This is a genomic window from Hydrotalea sp. AMD, from assembly GCF_004100315.1.
GTDB lineage: Bacteria > Bacteroidota > Bacteroidia > Chitinophagales > Chitinophagaceae > Hydrotalea > Hydrotalea flava.
Window position 1 is genome coordinate 247,958 of sequence record NZ_SCKY01000002.1, and the last position, 16,772, is coordinate 264,729.

At 33.7% G+C, this 16,772-nt stretch carries 21 protein-coding genes; 17 read left to right on the forward strand and 4 right to left on the reverse strand.

Translation table 11 applies throughout. The features are described 5' to 3' along the window. Positions 1 to 31 precede the first annotated feature (31 nt). Positions 32 to 979, forward strand: coding sequence for an isoaspartyl peptidase/L-asparaginase family protein (locus EO766_RS02805; protein WP_074419975.1), 948 nt, complete (start codon positions 32 to 34; stop codon positions 977 to 979). Between the two features lie 56 nt (positions 980 to 1,035). Continuing rightward, positions 1,036 to 1,719 (forward strand): 2-C-methyl-D-erythritol 4-phosphate cytidylyltransferase, encoded by a 684-nt coding sequence (locus EO766_RS02810; RefSeq protein ID WP_074419974.1) that lies wholly within the window; start codon positions 1,036 to 1,038, stop codon positions 1,717 to 1,719. On the opposite strand, the gene EO766_RS02815 is transcribed toward EO766_RS02810, so the two are convergent. Genes EO766_RS02815 through EO766_RS02825 form a run of 3 tightly spaced genes read right to left on the reverse strand, consistent with a single transcriptional unit; the run spans position 1,708 to position 4,293 of the window. Further along, positions 1,708 to 2,628: a hypothetical protein gene (locus EO766_RS02815; protein WP_074419973.1), complete on the reverse strand. Its 921-nt coding sequence runs from the start codon at positions 2,626 to 2,628 to the stop codon at positions 1,708 to 1,710. The genes EO766_RS02810 and EO766_RS02815 overlap by 12 nt on opposite strands. A gap of 17 nt (positions 2,629 to 2,645) precedes the next feature. After that, on the reverse strand, positions 2,646 to 3,305 hold the full coding sequence (locus EO766_RS02820; RefSeq protein ID WP_074419972.1) for a sugar transferase: 660 nt from the start codon (positions 3,303 to 3,305) through the stop codon (positions 2,646 to 2,648). A 10-nt stretch (positions 3,306 to 3,315) separates the two neighbouring features. Then, the gene (locus tag EO766_RS02825) at positions 3,316 to 4,293 is read right to left on the reverse strand and encodes a Gfo/Idh/MocA family protein (RefSeq protein ID WP_074419971.1); all 978 of its coding nucleotides are present in this window, start codon (positions 4,291 to 4,293) and stop codon (positions 3,316 to 3,318) included. A gap of 1,265 nt (positions 4,294 to 5,558) precedes the next feature. On the opposite strand from EO766_RS02825, the gene EO766_RS02830 reads away from it, so the two are divergent. From EO766_RS02830 to EO766_RS02900, 15 genes are all read left to right on the forward strand, one after another. Continuing rightward, positions 5,559 to 6,251 carry a hypothetical protein gene (locus EO766_RS02830; RefSeq protein WP_074421299.1) on the forward strand — a complete coding sequence of 231 codons (693 nt, stop codon included), beginning with the start codon at positions 5,559 to 5,561 and terminating at the stop codon, positions 6,249 to 6,251. An 825-nt stretch (positions 6,252 to 7,076) separates the two neighbouring features. Further along, positions 7,077 to 7,649, forward strand: coding sequence for a hypothetical protein (locus EO766_RS02835; protein WP_074421298.1), 573 nt, complete (start codon positions 7,077 to 7,079; stop codon positions 7,647 to 7,649). Next, a complete protein-coding gene (locus EO766_RS02840) occupies positions 7,649 to 8,398 on the forward strand; it encodes a hypothetical protein (protein WP_081301454.1) in 750 nt (249 codons plus the stop codon). Before EO766_RS02835 ends, EO766_RS02840 begins: the two co-directional genes overlap by 1 nt. A gap of 555 nt (positions 8,399 to 8,953) precedes the next feature. Next, entirely contained in the window at positions 8,954 to 10,171 is a 1,218-nt protein-coding gene (locus EO766_RS02845) for a transposase (protein ID WP_074421225.1), read from the forward strand. A 37-nt stretch (positions 10,172 to 10,208) separates the two neighbouring features. Next, entirely contained in the window at positions 10,209 to 10,700 is a 492-nt protein-coding gene (locus EO766_RS02850; RefSeq protein ID WP_143439665.1) for a hypothetical protein, read from the forward strand. After that, positions 10,697 to 11,125: a tetratricopeptide repeat protein gene (locus EO766_RS02855; protein WP_074421227.1), complete on the forward strand. Its 429-nt coding sequence runs from the start codon at positions 10,697 to 10,699 to the stop codon at positions 11,123 to 11,125. The genes EO766_RS02850 and EO766_RS02855 overlap by 4 nt, the downstream gene beginning before the upstream one ends. Further along, positions 11,122 to 11,580, forward strand: a complete 459-nt coding sequence (locus tag EO766_RS02860; protein ID WP_074421228.1) for a hypothetical protein — start codon at positions 11,122 to 11,124, stop codon at positions 11,578 to 11,580. Before EO766_RS02855 ends, EO766_RS02860 begins: the two co-directional genes overlap by 4 nt. A 291-nt stretch (positions 11,581 to 11,871) precedes the next feature. Continuing rightward, entirely contained in the window at positions 11,872 to 12,228 is a 357-nt protein-coding gene (locus EO766_RS02865; protein ID WP_353744812.1) for an RloB domain-containing protein, read from the forward strand. A gap of 10 nt (positions 12,229 to 12,238) precedes the next feature. Continuing rightward, complete coding sequence (locus EO766_RS02870; protein ID WP_074421230.1) at positions 12,239 to 12,427, forward strand: hypothetical protein; 189 nt, start codon at positions 12,239 to 12,241, stop codon at positions 12,425 to 12,427. A gap of 627 nt (positions 12,428 to 13,054) precedes the next feature. Further along, positions 13,055 to 13,702, forward strand: a complete 648-nt coding sequence (locus tag EO766_RS02875; protein ID WP_074421231.1) for a DUF4145 domain-containing protein — start codon at positions 13,055 to 13,057, stop codon at positions 13,700 to 13,702. Between the two features lie 3 nt (positions 13,703 to 13,705). Then, positions 13,706 to 13,903 carry a hypothetical protein gene (locus tag EO766_RS02880; protein WP_143439667.1) on the forward strand — a complete coding sequence of 66 codons (198 nt, stop codon included), beginning with the start codon at positions 13,706 to 13,708 and terminating at the stop codon, positions 13,901 to 13,903. 386 nt (positions 13,904 to 14,289) lie between these two features. Further along, a complete protein-coding gene (locus EO766_RS02885) occupies positions 14,290 to 14,709 on the forward strand; it encodes a hypothetical protein (RefSeq protein WP_074421232.1) in 420 nt (139 codons plus the stop codon). After that, positions 14,709 to 15,089, forward strand: coding sequence for a hypothetical protein (locus EO766_RS02890; protein ID WP_074421233.1), 381 nt, complete (start codon positions 14,709 to 14,711; stop codon positions 15,087 to 15,089). Before EO766_RS02885 ends, EO766_RS02890 begins: the two co-directional genes overlap by 1 nt. 76 nt (positions 15,090 to 15,165) lie before the next feature. Next, entirely contained in the window at positions 15,166 to 15,570 is a 405-nt protein-coding gene (locus tag EO766_RS02895) for a hypothetical protein (protein WP_143439669.1), read from the forward strand. Positions 15,571 to 15,770: 200 nt separating this feature from the next. After that, on the forward strand, positions 15,771 to 16,211 hold the full coding sequence (locus tag EO766_RS02900; RefSeq protein ID WP_074421235.1) for a VOC family protein: 441 nt from the start codon (positions 15,771 to 15,773) through the stop codon (positions 16,209 to 16,211). Between the two features lie 270 nt (positions 16,212 to 16,481). Here the strand turns inward: EO766_RS02900 and EO766_RS02905 are convergent. Beyond that, on the reverse strand, positions 16,482 to 16,772 hold a 291-nt coding region (locus EO766_RS02905), incomplete at its 5' end, for a hypothetical protein (protein ID WP_287100664.1).

Here is a 16,772-nt window from a genome sequence, read left to right on the forward strand (position 1 = left end):
TTGTATAATTTCGGGTTGAAATTCTACAAGCATGTCAATTTACGCATTGGTAATACATGGGGGTGCCGGCACTATTCTAAAAGAAGATATGACCCCCGAATTAGAACAGGCTTATGAAGGTGGACTGGCTGCAGCATTGGAGGCTGGTTATGCAGTACTTGAAAATGGCGGCAGTGCTATTAATGCGGTTAAAGCCGCCATCGTTTTATTAGAAGACAATGTTTTGTTTAATGCAGGAAGAGGTGCGGTTTTTACAAAGAAAGGCGTTCAGGAAATGGATGCAGCCATCATGGATGGCACTACTTTAAATGCCGGTGCTGTTGCGGGTGTACGTAATGTAAGAAATCCGATAGTACTTGCCACTGAAGTAATGCAGCATAGCAATCATGTTTTTTTAAGTGGAAAGGGCGCTAACGATTTTGCGATTAAACAAGGTGTTAAATTAGAACCCGATGAATATTTTTTCTCCCCCTTTCGGTATGAACAATGGAAGGCCATTCGAGATAGTGATAACTACTCTTTAGATCATACCAACCATCATTTAGAAGAATTGTTAAGAGATAAGAAATTTGGTACCGTTGGTGCAGTAGCTTGTGATGCCAATGGCAATATTGCTGCTGCTACCAGTACAGGTGGAATGACTAATAAAAAATATGGTCGCATTGGCGATAGTCCTGTTGTTGGTGCAGGAACTTACGCCAATAATGCAACCTGTGGTATTAGTTGCACTGGGCATGGAGAATTGTTTATTCGTGCAGTTGCTGCACATGATGTAAGTTGTTTAATGGAATACAAAGGCTTTTCGCTTCAGGAAGCCATGCATGAAGTGGTGCATAAAAAATTAGTAGCCATGAAAGGAGAGGGAGGGATGATTGGTGTGGATGCTCACGGCAATATAGCCATGGAATTTAACAGTGCAGGTATGTACAGGGCAGCTAAAAACAGTAAAGGATTTTATGAGTTAGCTATTTATGCTTAAAATAGCAATACTTTTTCTAATCACTGCTACATTTGTATTTTAATGATTAATATTTCATGGAAAAAATTGCAGTGATTGTAGCCGGTGGTTCAGGTGTTCGAATGGGATCGCATTTACCCAAACAGTTTTTATTGCTCAATAACCAGCCAATTCTGTTGTATACCCTGCAAACTTTTTTTGCCGCTTTTGAAGATATGCATGTGATTTTGGTTTTACCGGCTGCTTATTTTGAAGCAGGAGAAACAATGATCCGTTCCTTGCCTCAATACCAACGGATACAAATTGTTGCAGGTGGCGATACCAGGTTTCATTCTGTACAATCAGGCTTAGCAGCAATTTCATCGAAAACAGATGCGGTTATTTTTGTACATGATGGAGTGCGCTGCTTATTGAGTACAAAACTTATTCAGCAATGTTATCATCAGGCCATAGAAAAAGGAAGCGCCATTCCTGCCATTAAAGCTACTGATAGTATAAGGCAACTCAAAGGCCAAACTTCTATCCCCATTAATAGAGATGAAATATATTTAATGCAAACACCTCAAACTTTTAAAAGCAGTATTTTATTGCCGGCATTTCAAATGCCTTACCAAGCTTCGTTTACTGATGAGGCAATTGTTGTAGAGCACTCCGGCGTTTCCGTACATTTAATTGAAGGGGAATACCAAAACATAAAAATTACAAGGCCCATTGATTTATTAATTGCGCAGAAATTTTTAGAAGATCCATCATTGTTTTAAATACCTGAAAGGCAGGGGTAGTTGGTTGATGTGTAGTTGTAAATAGGGGTGATGGTCGGGATGAAAATTTTTATAGAAAGCCTGAATACCCTTTTGAGAAGAGCCTTCAAAATCAAATAACAATGCTTTTCCGGCAAACTCATGAATACATTGATCTAATAAATAATGATTGGCACTCAGTTTACGGCCAGCTTCGGTTGTAAAATTCATGATATTATAAATTCTGTTGCAGTCTTTCAGAAAAATGGCTCCCGCAACTAATACTCCATTAGCAGCATTCACACCTCGTACAAAAAAACATGACTGCATTTCGTTTTGCATTAAAAGTGTTGCAAAAGCAGTGATATCTTGTTGCTTCAAATGCATGGCAGGGTGATAAAGCTGGTAGAAATGATTTAATATCAATTGCGCATGGGTTTTGTCGTGGTACACCAACTGATTGCTGTAAGCTTTCATCAGATTCCTTTTCAAATCTCCTGAGTAGTTGGCTGCAATTTGGCTGTAATCAGCCTTTAAGTTCAGCACAAAATTATCCCGAACCTGAATAGTGCAATTTTGAATGTTGGGCAGCGGGTGATAAAAAGGAATAAATAAATTGCCATATTTAAATTCTTTCAGAACCCATTTTAAAAGTTCATGAATAGGATAGGTGTTGTAATTTTTTTCAAATAAACCCAATTGTTGAATAAAGTTTGGTTGATAACAGTAAGCAATACCGCATTTTCTTTTGAAGGGCACCGGCATTACGGCTTCATAATTATTGAGTACAAAACCCACCCATTGCGGGCAAAGTGCATTTAAGTACCGGGTATAAGCATAAATAAGCGGGGTGTGCGATTGGGCTATGCATACATCCCATTTTTTAGTATTAATTGCATGAGCGGGTATTATTTGAAATTCATTGTTCATGCATAAAATTTCGTTGCTTATTTTCCTTTGCCCAAAATAATAATGAGAAATGTTTTTAGAATAATTCCTGCATCCAACAAAAAGGATCTTTTTTGTACATATATTAAATCATATTGGGCACGTTCTACCATTTCATGGATGTTAGATGCATATCCAAATTCAATCATACCCAAAGAAGTAAGACCGGGTTCTACCAAAAATAAAGCGGCATAATCCGGTATAATTTCTATCAGTTGGCTGGTATAAAATTGCCTTTCGGGTCTTGGTCCTACCAACGACATATCTCCCTTAAGGATATTCCATAACTGCGGAATTTCATCTAAGCGCCATTTGCGCATAATTTTTCCCCATGGGGTAATGCGTTTGTCATCATCTGAAGAAAGCTGTGGGCCGTTTTTTTCAGCATCTGCATACATACTTCTAAACTTATAAATGGTAAATGGAATGCCTTTGTAACCAATTCTTTCCTGCAAATAAAAAATGTTTCCGGGTGAAGAAAGTTTGGTTCTGATAATAATAAAAATAATGAGAGGGGCCAATACAACTAATGCGGACAAAGAAAGTATGATATCAGTAAATCTTTTAACAGCATTGTACAACAAACTTTTGGTTTGTCGTCTTTGTACATTTTCTTTAGTTCGTGCAAGCTTTTTTATTTCCAAAGTCTTATAAAACATTGGCGCACATTTAAGATATGGCAATATTATTACTATTAATTTTTGTAAGTATTTGGTGTGCAACTTCCAGCGCCAGTAAACCATCAATTTCACTCACTAAAGTAGGTGTATTGTTTTTAATTGCATCAACAAAACTTTGCAATTCAAGTTGAATGGCGTTGGCAGGCTCAATTTCCGGATTCGATACAGCGATTGTTTTGGTACCATTGGGGGTTTCTATATCAAATGAAAAGCTATTGTTGTCTTCCGGTTGTTTCAAGGTTATAATTTCGGTTTTCTTTTCCAGAAAGTCGATACCATAATAGGCATCTTTTTGAAACAAGCGTATTTTTCGCATTTTTTTCATGCTAATACGGCTGCTGGTTAAATTGGCAACACATCCATTGTTAAATTCAATGCGCACATTGGCAATATCGGGTGTATCAGTCATAACGGCCACACCACTGGCATAAATATTTTTCACACCACTTTTCACTAAGCTTAAAATAATATCTATATCATGTATCATTAAATCCAGAATAACACTCACCTCTGTTCCTCTGGGGTTAAATTGTGCCAGCCGATGCACTTCAATGAACATTGGGTTCAGCTTTAAATCTTTGATTGCCAGAAATGCGGGGTTAAATCGTTCAACATGGCCTACCTGTAATTTAATGTTGGCTTCTTTCACTGTATTTACCAAACTTTTTGCTTCCTGAATAGTATGGGTAAAAGGTTTTTCTACAAATACATGTTTTCCCTTTCTAATGGCCGACATACAAATTTCAAAATGTTTATCGGTGGGTACTACTACATCAATAATATCGCAGGCATCCATTAATTTATCTTCATCTAAAAAACGTTTTAAGCCATAATGATTGGCAACTTCTTTGGCTGCATCGTTATTGGGATCAAAAAAGCCAACCAATTTAACATCTTTTATTTCTTTCCAGTTATTTAAATGGTATTTACCTAAATGGCCAACGCCAAATACACCTACTTTCAACATGCTTTTCAGGTTTTAGCGGATAAAGATAATTGATATGAGTATTTTTTAGTGTTATTGTGCAAATAAAAATAAATGAATGATAAGATAGGTTGTGATTTAAGGTATTATATTTTATTATAATGTAAAACAATAAAATGAAAGTGGATATATTAATAGCAAAATGAGGGGCTTAGATTTGCATAAACGAGCGTTTTCTCCATCCCTTCTTCCTTTACCGAGTAAAAAGAGGCTGCGAAACACTTTTAAGACAACCTCTTTTTCCGGCATAGTGCCAGAACAGGAATCGAACTAATGTTAAAAGTCTTTACTGGTATTGATTTTCATCGATTTTATATTATTTGAGGTACAATAGAGGTACAAAATTATTGAGAAAGAAAAGTTTAAGAATTTTTGAAGGAATACTACCTTCCATTCTTTTGTTGTTGTGTTATTCTTTATTCTATAGAATTGTTTTACAAATTGTACCTGAATCATTCCGTCAAAATATTTTAGAGCATAAGGACGTTTCTATTGCATGTTAAGTTATACTAATTTTCACTTTCTACAAATTTGAAATGTAATAGACTTCTTTAAAGGTTGATGAAAATGGATTTTCGTTTTCCATTTCAGATGCACCCCCCTTCACGGCTAAACGTTTTCCCCCTTTAAGTTTGACGGGGTGGTTTTTTAGTTGTTACCCAACTATTTGATACACAAGTTTATTGCTGGCCATCAATACCGTTTTATTGGTTTCTAAACACCATTTTTTACCTACTTATGCTGCTACAAAAAAAACTGTATACTATTTTGCCATCCTCTTTCAAAATAAAACATTTATAATCAATTAGTTATAAAAAAATAATCAACTTTTATTATATTTTTTTTTGGTTGAATCACTTTTATTCATATTTATTATTATTTTAGGGTAAAAATGGGTGTATAGGTTTTGAGTGAATGGTTACATTATTAGTATTCATATAGTGAGAAGATGTAAAAAATAAAAAATCAAATAGTTGGCTTTACGAAAGCGTTTAAAAATGTATATGTATTTCGCAAAAGTGATATAATACTTTGAAAATCAATACAACAATATTTTTCAACCTAATAAAGCGGAACGCCTAAATATTCGTAAATAAGTGAGTTGGCAGAAATAATTGGATACACCTCTAAGCCAAGAGTGCGTTAAATCATAGAGAGTGACAACAAAAAATGACAACTGCCGACGGCGGAAAATTCTGGAACAGCGCCTAATCTGAAGGTAAGAATAATTATTAAAAGTTTCATTTATGAAAAAAAATACTCTATTGTGTATCTTAATTTTTACGATTATATCATCATGTAGTAAGAAAGGTGTAAATATTAAAGATGATAATATTTACTCTAAAACATTTGTAAAAACAGTTAGTAAACCGATGACGGATCAAGAAAAAATTATTGCTTATAGTTCTGACAAAGACTATAAGTTTATTATTAGTAACAGTTTGGAGGTTATTAATAAACTGATAAATTCAAAAGTAGATTTAGCAAAAGTTAACTTTTCTGATTTGCCAACTGTTTTGAAAATTCTAAACATGAGTAAACAAGAATATTTAGAAAAGGCAATTAAAGTAAAAAATGCTGCAGCACGATTTATATTAAGGTATAACATTAATGATCAGGGAGATAATCATTTTTGCACCTCATGTGAAGTATCGGATTTGCAAAAGGCAAGTACTGTCGGTAAGATGTTAAGTAGTTTCCAGAAAAATAAAGTTACTTACACTGAATTCACAAATCGATTGACATATGATTTTTCTAAAAATGTATCTAATAGTATATCAACAAATAGTTTAGTTGCAACTATGGCAGTTTCATCGAATCCATGTAGTAATTGGGTGTATGCGTGTATAACTCTTTGTGCACTTACAGCAGAAACAGGACCAGTTTATTTTCTTTGTTGTGCTTATTGTATTCACGCTGAGTGTCCTGGACTCAAATAATATTAATTATATAATATGGGAAATAATCAATTTATATTAATCGGAATTTATGTTATTGCAGTATGGGTTATATTTCGGTGGATAAACAAAAAATATCTTTCCAAAACAAAATACGCAAGAGCATTTAGGTACTTTTTTTTACCATTTCTATTTATTGCTTTTTTCATAAACAAAGCAATAACAGAAATAAAAAATAATGAGTACATTTCAATTTATTTTATATTCTTCATGTGTATCTATTTTTTTTATAAATTTTATAAAGAAATAAGAAAACACTAAAAATAAATGAAATAAAAATTGTTAAGTCAGTATCTTCTTTTTAAAAGCGAGTATTGACTTTATTTATAACTTCTGCCAACAAAAGTATTTGCAAAAGCAGGGGCTGGACATTGAAACATCAGCTATGTGCAAGCATCAGCAGCTGTTCGTGCTCGACGTTCAATGTTCAGCTTTAGTTCATAACTTCAATAACATATTTTCAAATGTTCATTTGTACCGGGCTGGACAATCAATGAATTCCATGCCTTCGCAAATACTCGAACGTTGCATAAGCTTGCATAGCCTTCAAGATTTAACGAATACTATGAGTTTGTTCAAAGACCTGGCCGGATTGATCAAAACCGGCCAGGTGTGCTTTACGAAAGAATAAAAAAAGCAATATGTATTTCGCAAAAATGGGATGATTGATTGAGAATCAATAGAAATATCTATTCATTTTTTAACAAGAAAATCTTGGAAAAATTCGTATATTTTTGAGTTGCATGCCATTAATTGACAGCCCTCAAATTGACAAACATTCTATAACTTAAACAATAAAACTAAACCATGGAGACAAAAGCCCTAATAAACTTAAAGGAAGGCACGGTAGAACTTGTCGGTTCAGAAGAGTTTGTTTCTAAATACTTGGACATTTTTAAGGATAAACTTGATTCAAAAAAAGCAGCTGCAAAAAAGGAAGTGATTGATGATATGGAAGATGAAGAAACCGAAACGAAACAAGATGAGGAAAAAATAAAAGGGAAAAAGGAAAAGAAAGTCAGCAAGCCAACGAAAGCAAAAAACATTGCTATTGAAAAATTTGATATACACAAAGACAAAGACAATCCATCTTTAGAAGATTTTTTGAAAGAAAAAAATCCAGGTAAAACCACAGCAAATGTTATTGCCGTAATTGGCTACTACATCACAGTTCTTAAAGGTGCTGAATATTTTTCAGAAGGAAATATTGACTATGCTTATCGTACACTCTCTATTCCTAAACGACCAAACCACCTTCGACAAATTATTATCAATGCTAAAAATGATAAAGACTTTTTTGAGCCGGGCGAAGAAGGTAAATGGAGGTTAGCAAGAACAGGAGAAATATTCGTAGATGAAAAATTACCACCGAAAAGCTAATGGTACTAAAAATATCTGAATTACTAGACAAAGTTGAAGGGTTTGAAAACTTGACTCAAAAAGAACAAGTTAAACTAATGAGTTTTTTCTTTTGTGTCGAACATCAAGTGGACAGTTTTCTTCCTTCACAAATAAGAAGTTGCTTCGAAAATGAAAGTCTTAGAGTTCCTGCAAACGTAAATAATGAAGTAAAGAAACTTACTGATGAAAAGCCTCCGACCTTTGTTAAAAAAGGAAGTGGATATACTTTTGAAAGAAATGCAAGGAAGAGCCTAGAATCTGTTTATTTAGGAAGTACTCACAAACAAATCATTTCAACTACGTTAAGAGACCTTATTCCAAAATTAAAAAGCAAAGAGCAACAATCCTTTTTAGAAGAAGCTATTAGTTGTTTCGAAATAAAATCATTTCGGGCAGCCATAGTGACGACTTGGCTTTTAACTATGGACACAATTTATGAATTTGTATTAGCTAAAAAATTATCAGAATTTAATAATGCAATTCAGACACATGGAAAATACAAGAAAATTGTAGTTTCAATTAAGGACAACTTTTCCGACATTAAAGAGTCTGACTTTATTGAATTGCTTCGTGTCGCAAAAATTGTTTCAAACGATACAAGAAAAATATTAGACGAAAAACTTGACTTTAGAAACACATGTGCCCATCCAAATACTGTCGTAATAAAAGAAACAAAAGCTATTTCCTTTATTGAGGATATTATTGAAAATGTTGTAATGAAATTTTAACGGCATGCAACAAAAGTATTTGCAAAAGCAGGGTTGGACATTGTAACATCAGCTATGTGCAGGGATCAGCAGCGGTTCGGGCTCGACTTTCAATGTTCAGCTTTAGTTCTTAACTTCAACAACATATTTTAAATGGGCATTTGTACCGGGCTGGACAATCAATGAATTCCCTGCCTTCGCAAATACTCGAACGTTAGCTGTCATTGTAAGGACAACCAGCATCAAATAATAGTGATATAAAAAATTTAGTATAAATAAAATTTGTAAATTGTTCTTTATTTTCTAACACTTAAAATTTAAACGTATGTTAACAACACTTTTAAGCATTTGGGGTATCTTATCAGCAATTCTTTCAATTGTTGCTGGTATTTTTGCCTTAATTGACGCAACAAAGTAAACTAGAAAGGAGATGGGTTTTCAAAAAGCCCATCTCTTAATTTTCAATACTTCGGTAGTTTTTTAAGGTTGAGAAGGATTGGATATGGATAACAAATTTGGAGGGGAAAAGATGTTAACAGTAGAGTAATAGAAAGGAAAAAGGCGGTAAACTGTTTTGTGAAGAACAACATAACCGCCTTTAATAAAGCGAAGCGCTTTATCGATGCAAGTATAGAACAAGTAAAAGGAATAACCAAACCGCAGCAAAAATTTCTGCATTGGGTTTTTGAGAAATGGGTGATGCTTCCTGTTCGTCACAACTTTTTGAATCTGTTTCGGTATGGCGGCGGAGGGTATGCAGAAAAGAGTATTCGTCAGCAGTTTAACCGGAAGATTAATTTCAGTAGCTGGTTTGAGGGATCGATGAACGGGCTGAAGGGTAAAGAATGCATAGCGGCATTCGATCCATCCTATATTAGGAAGAGCGGTAAAAAGACCTATGGTAAAGACCGGTTTTGGAGTGGCAAGGATCAACGGGCAAAGCCTGGACTGGAAATAGGCTGCCTGGCACTGGTGGATGTAGGGGATTCAACGGCGTATAGTATAGAGGCGGTTCAAACGCCGGCGGGTATGAAGAGCCAATTGGTGGCTCATTATGTGGGTATAATAAAGAAGAATCTGAGGGCAGTATTGTGCTACACGAAGTACCTGGCGGTGGATGGGTACTTTATGAAGAAGACCTTTATTGACCCGGTACTGTTGTTGCGGTTGGAAGTAATTACGCGGATGCGCCCCGATGCCAATTTGCTGTACCTGTATAATGGCCCTCAAAATCCGGGCAGAGGCAGAAAGCGGAGCTATGCGGGAAAGGTAAATGTGAAGAAAATAGATAAGCGTAAATGGAAGCGCTGCTATAAGGATGAGGATATGGAGGGATTTGAGTTGAAAGTTTGGTGTGTGGCACTGAAGCGTATCGTAAAAGTGATACATCTGGAAAGCAAGGCCCGGAAAGGGTATGTAATTCTGTTAAGTACAGACACGGAATTGCAAGGTGAAAAAATTATCCGATATTATCAGTTACGGTTCCAGATCGAGTTTTTGATACGGGATGCCAAACAATATACCGGTCTGGAAGAATGCCAGGCCCGATCAGAAACGAAATTGTATAACCATTTTAATTTATCACTCATGACGGTTTCATTAATGAAGTACAGTTGCTGGGCGAACTTACCTGACAAAAACGAAACGCCCTTTTCTATGCGAAGCATCAAAATCTGGTTCTATAATAAGTACCTGACAGAAACTATTTTTTCAAACTTAGGTCTGGATCTGAAGTATAATAAAATAAGAAAGCTATACGGCCGGTGCCTGAATATAGGCGCTATGGCTGCTTAATTAACTACCGGACTATTGAATTTTAAAATTTAAAAAAATGAAAAAAGAAACTATTTTATTGTTATCATTTGTATTTCTTAATTCATGTATGAATCTGAAATATCAAATTTCTACAAACTCTAATGACAAGAAATTAATCAAAACTTCTTATGTGTTATTTGATTTTTCTACACAAGCAAATAGAGATGATTTCTTTATATCTAAATTATTATTGGCACTAAAGGAAAATAATATTAATATATTAGATACGCTCACTATAACACCACTTTCGTTTATTACTAAAGAAGAAATTGAGGCAAAAATCAATCATACGAATTCGGATGCCATAATAAAAGTAACGCCACTAAAATCTATTGTAAAAAATACAAAATATGGTTATGGTCTCAATAGCATTAGTTACTTAATTGAAGTGAAAAATTCAATTATCTCTCCTTCAACGAGGAAATGCATAATATCCATTAAACACCCTGACAACTTTGGAAATATACAGACAAAATTAACTGAAGCAATTAAAACTTTATTTCAATGAAACAGATAATTTTTTTTATACTACTCAATTTTGCAAATACCATAGCAATGAGTCAAACAGATAAGAAGGTATTTTTAAAAGAGCAAGGGAATCATTCTTTAAAAAACAGGAATTATGATGAAGCAATTAACTATTATCTGCAATCATTAGCTATTGATGCAAATTATACAGATGCTATTTATAATTTGGGAATTGCATATGCCAAAAAAGAAGATTGGGATAAATCTATTTATTATTTCACAAAATATATTGAAAGAGATAAAAATTATAAAGAGGCGTGGTATAATCGAGGGTTTGCTTATACTAATAAAGGAATGTTTAGAGAGGCTTTAAACGATTACAAACAGGCTTTAATTATTGACCCTCATTTTTATAAAGCAAAATATAATTATGAATACATCTCACGAAAAATCAATAAACAATGACCAAAAAAATAACACCAATAATCAATGCTTTGACAATCTTTACTATAATTGGCTGCGTCTTCGATTTGTATAGTAGCATTAAAGAGTATGTATCTGGCGATGAAAGTATTGAAGAAATAAAAACAGCTATTGAACAGACGGGCAAAAATTCATTTTTAAATAACATATACAATGAAAGAACATTAGAATTTGCAACTATTGCATTTCAAAATAAATTTCCAATTCTTTTAATAAATATAGTTGCTATTATTCTTTGTTTCTATGGTGCATTAAAAATGCGAAAAATGAAAAAAGATGGATTTTATTTTTGGTTAATTGGTGAAATTTTACCGACAATTGGTATTTCAATTATAACTGATTTTATGATTTTTCGCACTATTTATTTTATAGCACTCATTTTTCCATTAATATTTATAATTTTTTATTCCTTACAATTAAAATACTTAGACAAATAACTTGACAAGTTTATTACTCAATTATAATTGCTTTATTTAACCAAATACATATGGACCTTAAAGGCGAAAATTAACAACGAACGGCTAACAAAAGTATCCTATGTACCTAACGACTGAGGAAGTAAAGGGGTAATATGTGTTAATTTTTTTCTTTTGAAAGAGAAAGATGATAGTATGAAAGATCATCTTTCCCTCTCGCAAGATTGTTCTTTGTCCATATAAAATTTAATTCTTTTTAATCAACATGCCCAGCAAAACGAGCGAGACATTCGTGTTAGTATAAAGCCTGAAATCCCGAACAAAAAAAGTGTAGAAGAGCAATACAATTTGGTTTGTGATTTATCAAACAAAGAATTTACAAAAGTGTTTTGGATAATTGATCTTGATACTGTTATCAAGGAAGAAAATGAAGCACCCAAAGGAAAAAAATCACCACTTAAAATATTTGAAGAATATAGAACAGACCTTATTACGAATTATACAAACGTTGTTGTAATCGTAAATAATCCTTGTCTTGAATTTTGGTTTCTACTTCATTTTGAAAAAACATCAAAGTATTTCAACACTTGCTCAAGTGTGGAAACAGAATTAAAAAAACACTTAAAGAATTACGAAAAAGACACAAAAGTTCTTCACGAAACAAAATGACGACATTTATTTGAAATTAAAACCGAACCTAAAGACAGGTTTAGCAAACTCTATTGCTCTTGGAAATTTTGACAATGAAAATCCTAAGAAAGCAATGTGCGAAATGGAATTACTATTTCAGTCAGACGAATTGAAAAAGCACTTTGAAAAAAAAGCCGAACCGCCAACAATGAAGTCGCCTGTTGAACGAAACCGGTAAATTAGGGGGCTAATGATTATGGAGTTGTCGTTTTGCTACTTTGTTGCTGCAATTGAAAATTGGGGGTATTATTTTTTCAATTCTTACCACCTACACGGCTAAACGTTTTCCCCCTTTAAGTTTTACGGGGTGGTTTTTTAGTGGTAACCCAGCTATTTGATACACAAGTTTATTGCTGGCCATCAATACCGTTTTATTGGTTTCTAAACACCATTTTTAACCACTTATGCTGCTACAAAGAAACTGTGTACTATTTTGCCATACTCTTTCAAAATAAAACATTTATACTCAATTAATTATAAAAAAAAATTAACTTTTATTATGATTTTTTTTGGTTGAATTGATTTTATTCATAATTATTATTATTTTAGGGTAAAAATCGATGCATGGGTTTTGAGTGAATGGTTACTGTATTAGTATTCATATACTGAGAGGATGTAAAAAATAAAAAATCAAATAGTTGGCTTTACGAAAGCGTGTAAAAATGTATATGTATTTCGCAAAAGTGTCATACAGTATTGATAATCAGAACAACAATATTTTTTAACCTTAATCCATTCAAATAGTAAAGTTTCGTATATTTATAAGTTGGTGGCAAGCTTATCGGACACACCCTAATTATTCAAAATGAATTTATCAAAACTAATCTCTTGCAGACACTGCGGCAACATTGCTAAAATGGAAATAGTCGGCAATGTAAATGATGACCAAACTGATTATGACCCAGATGACGGACCAATTGGCGCATGGGGTATTCATTACAATGTTTTGAGGTGTCCTGCTTGTGAAAAAATCAATATTGTTTCGTACACATGGCATGACGATATGGAAAGCGACGATGAAATTAGTTATGACTTTTTGTATCCTCAAAATGCAAATTATCCTATTGGACTTCCTGAAAAAATTTTGACAGCGTATAAAGCAGCAGAAAAAGTAAAATCTATTGACGTAAATGCTTACGCCATTTTAATGAGACGGCTGCTTGAATTAGTTTGCTTAGACCGGCAAGCATCTTCTGGAACATTAGCAGCAATGCTAAAAGAACTTGCAGACAAAAACGAAATACCTCAAAAACTTGTCAAAGTCGCATCAGGGTTGAAAGACTTTGGGAATATCGGTGCACATGCAGGAAGCGGAGAGTTAACAGAAAAAGAAATTCCTATTGTAAATGCATTGTGCAGTGCTATTTTAGAATATGTTTATAGCGCACCTCATCTTGCAACGATTGCAGAGAACAAATTAAATTCAATTAAAACAAAAGCAAAAAGCAAATAAATTATGGCAACAAGGACAGTTTTTTCGGACGACAACAATAATGAAATGGATTGTTATTTAAATGACAACGGTAAAGTGTTTATTAGTATTGGGCAGACTGGTGATGACAATATTTATAGTGGCTTTATCACTCTTGAAAAAAGCGATGTTACGCAACTCATTAAAATTCTTTCAGAACTTGAAAAAGAAATGGCAGACTAAAAAGCCTGCCACCAACATGGGGTTTGCTGCAAGTGTGGCTGGACGTTGTTAGCTTCAGCGGCAGTTCGCTGTTCGGCTTCAGTCCGGGCTGGACGGAATGCTATTGGGCTTTTGGTTTTTAACTTGTACTTTTAGTTCATCAATCAGCAGCGGCTCCGGGCAGACGGAACACTAACTTTGTGTACATCAAGGCCACAGAAAATGGTACTACCTGTGAAATCTAATTGATTAACTTTAGCCATGGAAATGAAGTTTTAAAATGAGCGGATATTTTACTCTTAAATTTAAGCGAGTATCCTGTCAACTCATACATAAGACCTAATGCCACACCTGCAGCAAGCCCTGTTCGTTGGCAGTAATTTTACAAACGAGCAAAACGGACGACAATGAGAAAAATATTTTTGATTGCTTTAATTTTTATTTCAGCGACAACGACATTTGGACAAACGCTACATCTTTACGGTGGAGAAAATCACGATGAATATCTTGGTTGTCTAAACTGCAACAGTTACGACAATAATTCTATTTGGAATGAATATGGAACTTACGGAAATAGTTACAATTCAAAATCAATATGGAATGAGTATGGAACATATGGAAACGAATACAACTCATACTCACCTTGGAACAAGTATAGTTCAAACCCACCCGTAGTTGTGGACAAAGACGGCAATTTTTACGGCTATTTTACCATAAACGAGAGCAAAAGCAAAAGAGCAGAATTTAATTTGGCTTTGATAATATACAAGTATTATGACCTAATCAGGGACGATGTTTCAAAATGGTATGACAAAATTTTTGAGTAATGAACACATATCACTTTTTGACATACATATTCATCGGAATATCACTAACAGCGATTCTAACTTCGTGTTCTTCAAAATCTGAAAAACAAAATAACGACTACTATACAAGTAGCTACGACAACAGAAATTATGAAAGTAACTCATCTAATTATTCAGAAGAAGAAGAAAGTAACGAAGATAATGACGAATATTCTTCAAATTCAGGTTGCAAATTTGAAGACGGAACATATTCCGCAACAGTTAATTACTACAATCCAGAAACGGGTTACAGCCAAACATACACATTAGACGTTGAAGTAGAAGATTGTGAAGTTGTGCAAATTGACTTTCCTAATGGTGGTTGGCTTGACATCGACCATATAACACCTGCTAAGCTTTAAGAAGATGCTTCTTGTACAATTGATGGAGAAGATAGAAAAGTGTATCAAATTCAAAATGATAATTAAATAATATTTTATGAAAAAGTATTTATTAATGGCATTGTTACTTTGTAATCTAAACATTAGCTTCGGACAAGTAATGAAATTTCGTTCGTCAATTTTTAGTTTAAAGACAAAAGGAACTTATGGTTGGACTAAATGGAGTGAGCCTACCGAGGTTAATATATTAATTGTTTTTGATTTGGATAAAAACAGGATTACTATTTACAGCAAAGAGACTCAAGTTTATGACATTTATCAAACTTATGAAAAATATACAGATAGTGATGGTGACGACACTTTTGAATATGCTTGTGTTGATGCAAATGGATTAAGATGTCATGTTAGATGGCTAAAGCTAAATTCTCAAAACGGTAGGCTTCAAGTATATGTCGATTATAGTGACATGATGTTGATGTATAATGTTAAACTATTAGAATAACAGCCCATAACAACTAAGGCTTCGTTGGCTGCGTAGCGCCAACAATGAAGCCGCCTGTTAAACGAAACCGGTAAATTATCCGGGTGTTTATTGATTATGGAGTTGTCGTTTTGCTACTTTGTTGCTGTAATTTTACAAAGACACTTACCTACTAACACTATTTAAAAATTAGTATTAAATTTAATAAAATAAAAAATAAAATGGCACAAATCAATCCTTACATTCATTTTAACGGAAATGCAGAAGAAGCATTTACCTTTTATAAGTCAGTTTTTGGAGGTGAATTTGCGATGATACTGCGTTTCAAAGACTTTTCAAATCCCGAACATCCTATTGCAGAAAGTGAAGAAAATAAAATTATGCATATTGCTTTGCCCATTGGTAAACATAACGTGCTAATGGCCAGTGATACGCCCGAATTTATGGGCAGGCACAACGAAAATGAGACAAGAAGTAAGATTTCTATAAGTGCAGAAAGCAAGGAAGAAGCTGATAAATTATTTAATGGGCTTTCAGAAGGTGGGAAAATAGAAATGCCTATTGGCGACAGTCCTTGGGGTTCCTATTTTGGTATGTTTAGAGACAAGTACGGCATTGAGTGGATGGTTGATTTTGATCCAAAATACAAACGACAATTGTAATGAATTTAAAACAATAACAGCACGTAAACTTAAATAATTTTAAAAAAACGAAAAACAAGTTTTCACCAATTTTGCATGATCAGTTAAGGCCAAAATAAATCTATGATATTTTACAGGGGTGAGCTCCCCCAAAAACAGTAGGGTTTAAGGTAGACAAATGTTTAATTTTATATTCATATAATAAACCACTATTCCTGGTTTATGACAAGTGCCTAAACTAATAAAGCAAAATATTATACAAATTACTTCATATACAGAAAAGATAGATTCTTACCTTAATTTCGTATTTCTTGCCTTTCTTTCAATATCATTAAGCAAAATAAAAAGATTATAAGTTACCTCAAATACCTTTGTTTTAAATCCTCTTCGTTGTTCAATCCTTGTTGTAAAACAGCCTAATTTTTCAAGTTCGCTAAGACTTTTACTAGAGCATGTCTCAAAAGTATGTTTTTTGTAATAAATTGAATGAATTTGCCGTTTATAAGAGAAACGACATTTATGGATATCACAAACGAACAATGGGACTTGATCTGTGGGTTGATTGAAAAAAATATTCCGGCC

Excerpts from the sequence above, each read along its gene's own strand:
- EO766_RS02810 (WP_074419974.1), top strand. The coding sequence starts at position 1,036 with ATGGAAAAAATTGCAGTGATTGTAGCCGGTGGTTCAGGTGTTCGAATG.
- EO766_RS02830 (WP_074421299.1), top strand. The coding sequence starts at position 5,559 with ATGAAAAAAAATACTCTATTGTGTATCTTAATTTTTACGATTATATCA.
- EO766_RS02815 (WP_074419973.1), bottom strand. The coding sequence starts at position 2,628 with ATGAACAATGAATTTCAAATAATACCCGCTCATGCAATTAATACTAAA.
- EO766_RS02850 (WP_143439665.1), top strand. The coding sequence starts at position 10,209 with ATGAAAAAAGAAACTATTTTATTGTTATCATTTGTATTTCTTAATTCA.
- EO766_RS02820 (WP_074419972.1), bottom strand. The coding sequence starts at position 3,305 with ATGTTTTATAAGACTTTGGAAATAAAAAAGCTTGCACGAACTAAAGAA.
- EO766_RS02885 (WP_074421232.1), top strand. The coding sequence starts at position 14,290 with ATGAGAAAAATATTTTTGATTGCTTTAATTTTTATTTCAGCGACAACG.
- EO766_RS02805 (WP_074419975.1), top strand. The coding sequence starts at position 32 with ATGTCAATTTACGCATTGGTAATACATGGGGGTGCCGGCACTATTCTA.
- EO766_RS02875 (WP_074421231.1), top strand. The coding sequence starts at position 13,055 with ATGAATTTATCAAAACTAATCTCTTGCAGACACTGCGGCAACATTGCT.
- EO766_RS02890 (WP_074421233.1), top strand. The coding sequence starts at position 14,709 with ATGAACACATATCACTTTTTGACATACATATTCATCGGAATATCACTA.
- EO766_RS02825 (WP_074419971.1), bottom strand. The coding sequence starts at position 4,293 with ATGTTGAAAGTAGGTGTATTTGGCGTTGGCCATTTAGGTAAATACCAT.
- EO766_RS02855 (WP_074421227.1), top strand. The coding sequence starts at position 10,697 with ATGAAACAGATAATTTTTTTTATACTACTCAATTTTGCAAATACCATA.
- EO766_RS02880 (WP_143439667.1), top strand. The coding sequence starts at position 13,706 with ATGGCAACAAGGACAGTTTTTTCGGACGACAACAATAATGAAATGGAT.
- EO766_RS02860 (WP_074421228.1), top strand. The coding sequence starts at position 11,122 with ATGACCAAAAAAATAACACCAATAATCAATGCTTTGACAATCTTTACT.
- EO766_RS02900 (WP_074421235.1), top strand. The coding sequence starts at position 15,771 with ATGGCACAAATCAATCCTTACATTCATTTTAACGGAAATGCAGAAGAA.
- EO766_RS02840 (WP_081301454.1), top strand. The coding sequence starts at position 7,649 with ATGGTACTAAAAATATCTGAATTACTAGACAAAGTTGAAGGGTTTGAA.
- EO766_RS02835 (WP_074421298.1), top strand. The coding sequence starts at position 7,077 with ATGGAGACAAAAGCCCTAATAAACTTAAAGGAAGGCACGGTAGAACTT.
- EO766_RS02895 (WP_143439669.1), top strand. The coding sequence starts at position 15,166 with ATGAAAAAGTATTTATTAATGGCATTGTTACTTTGTAATCTAAACATT.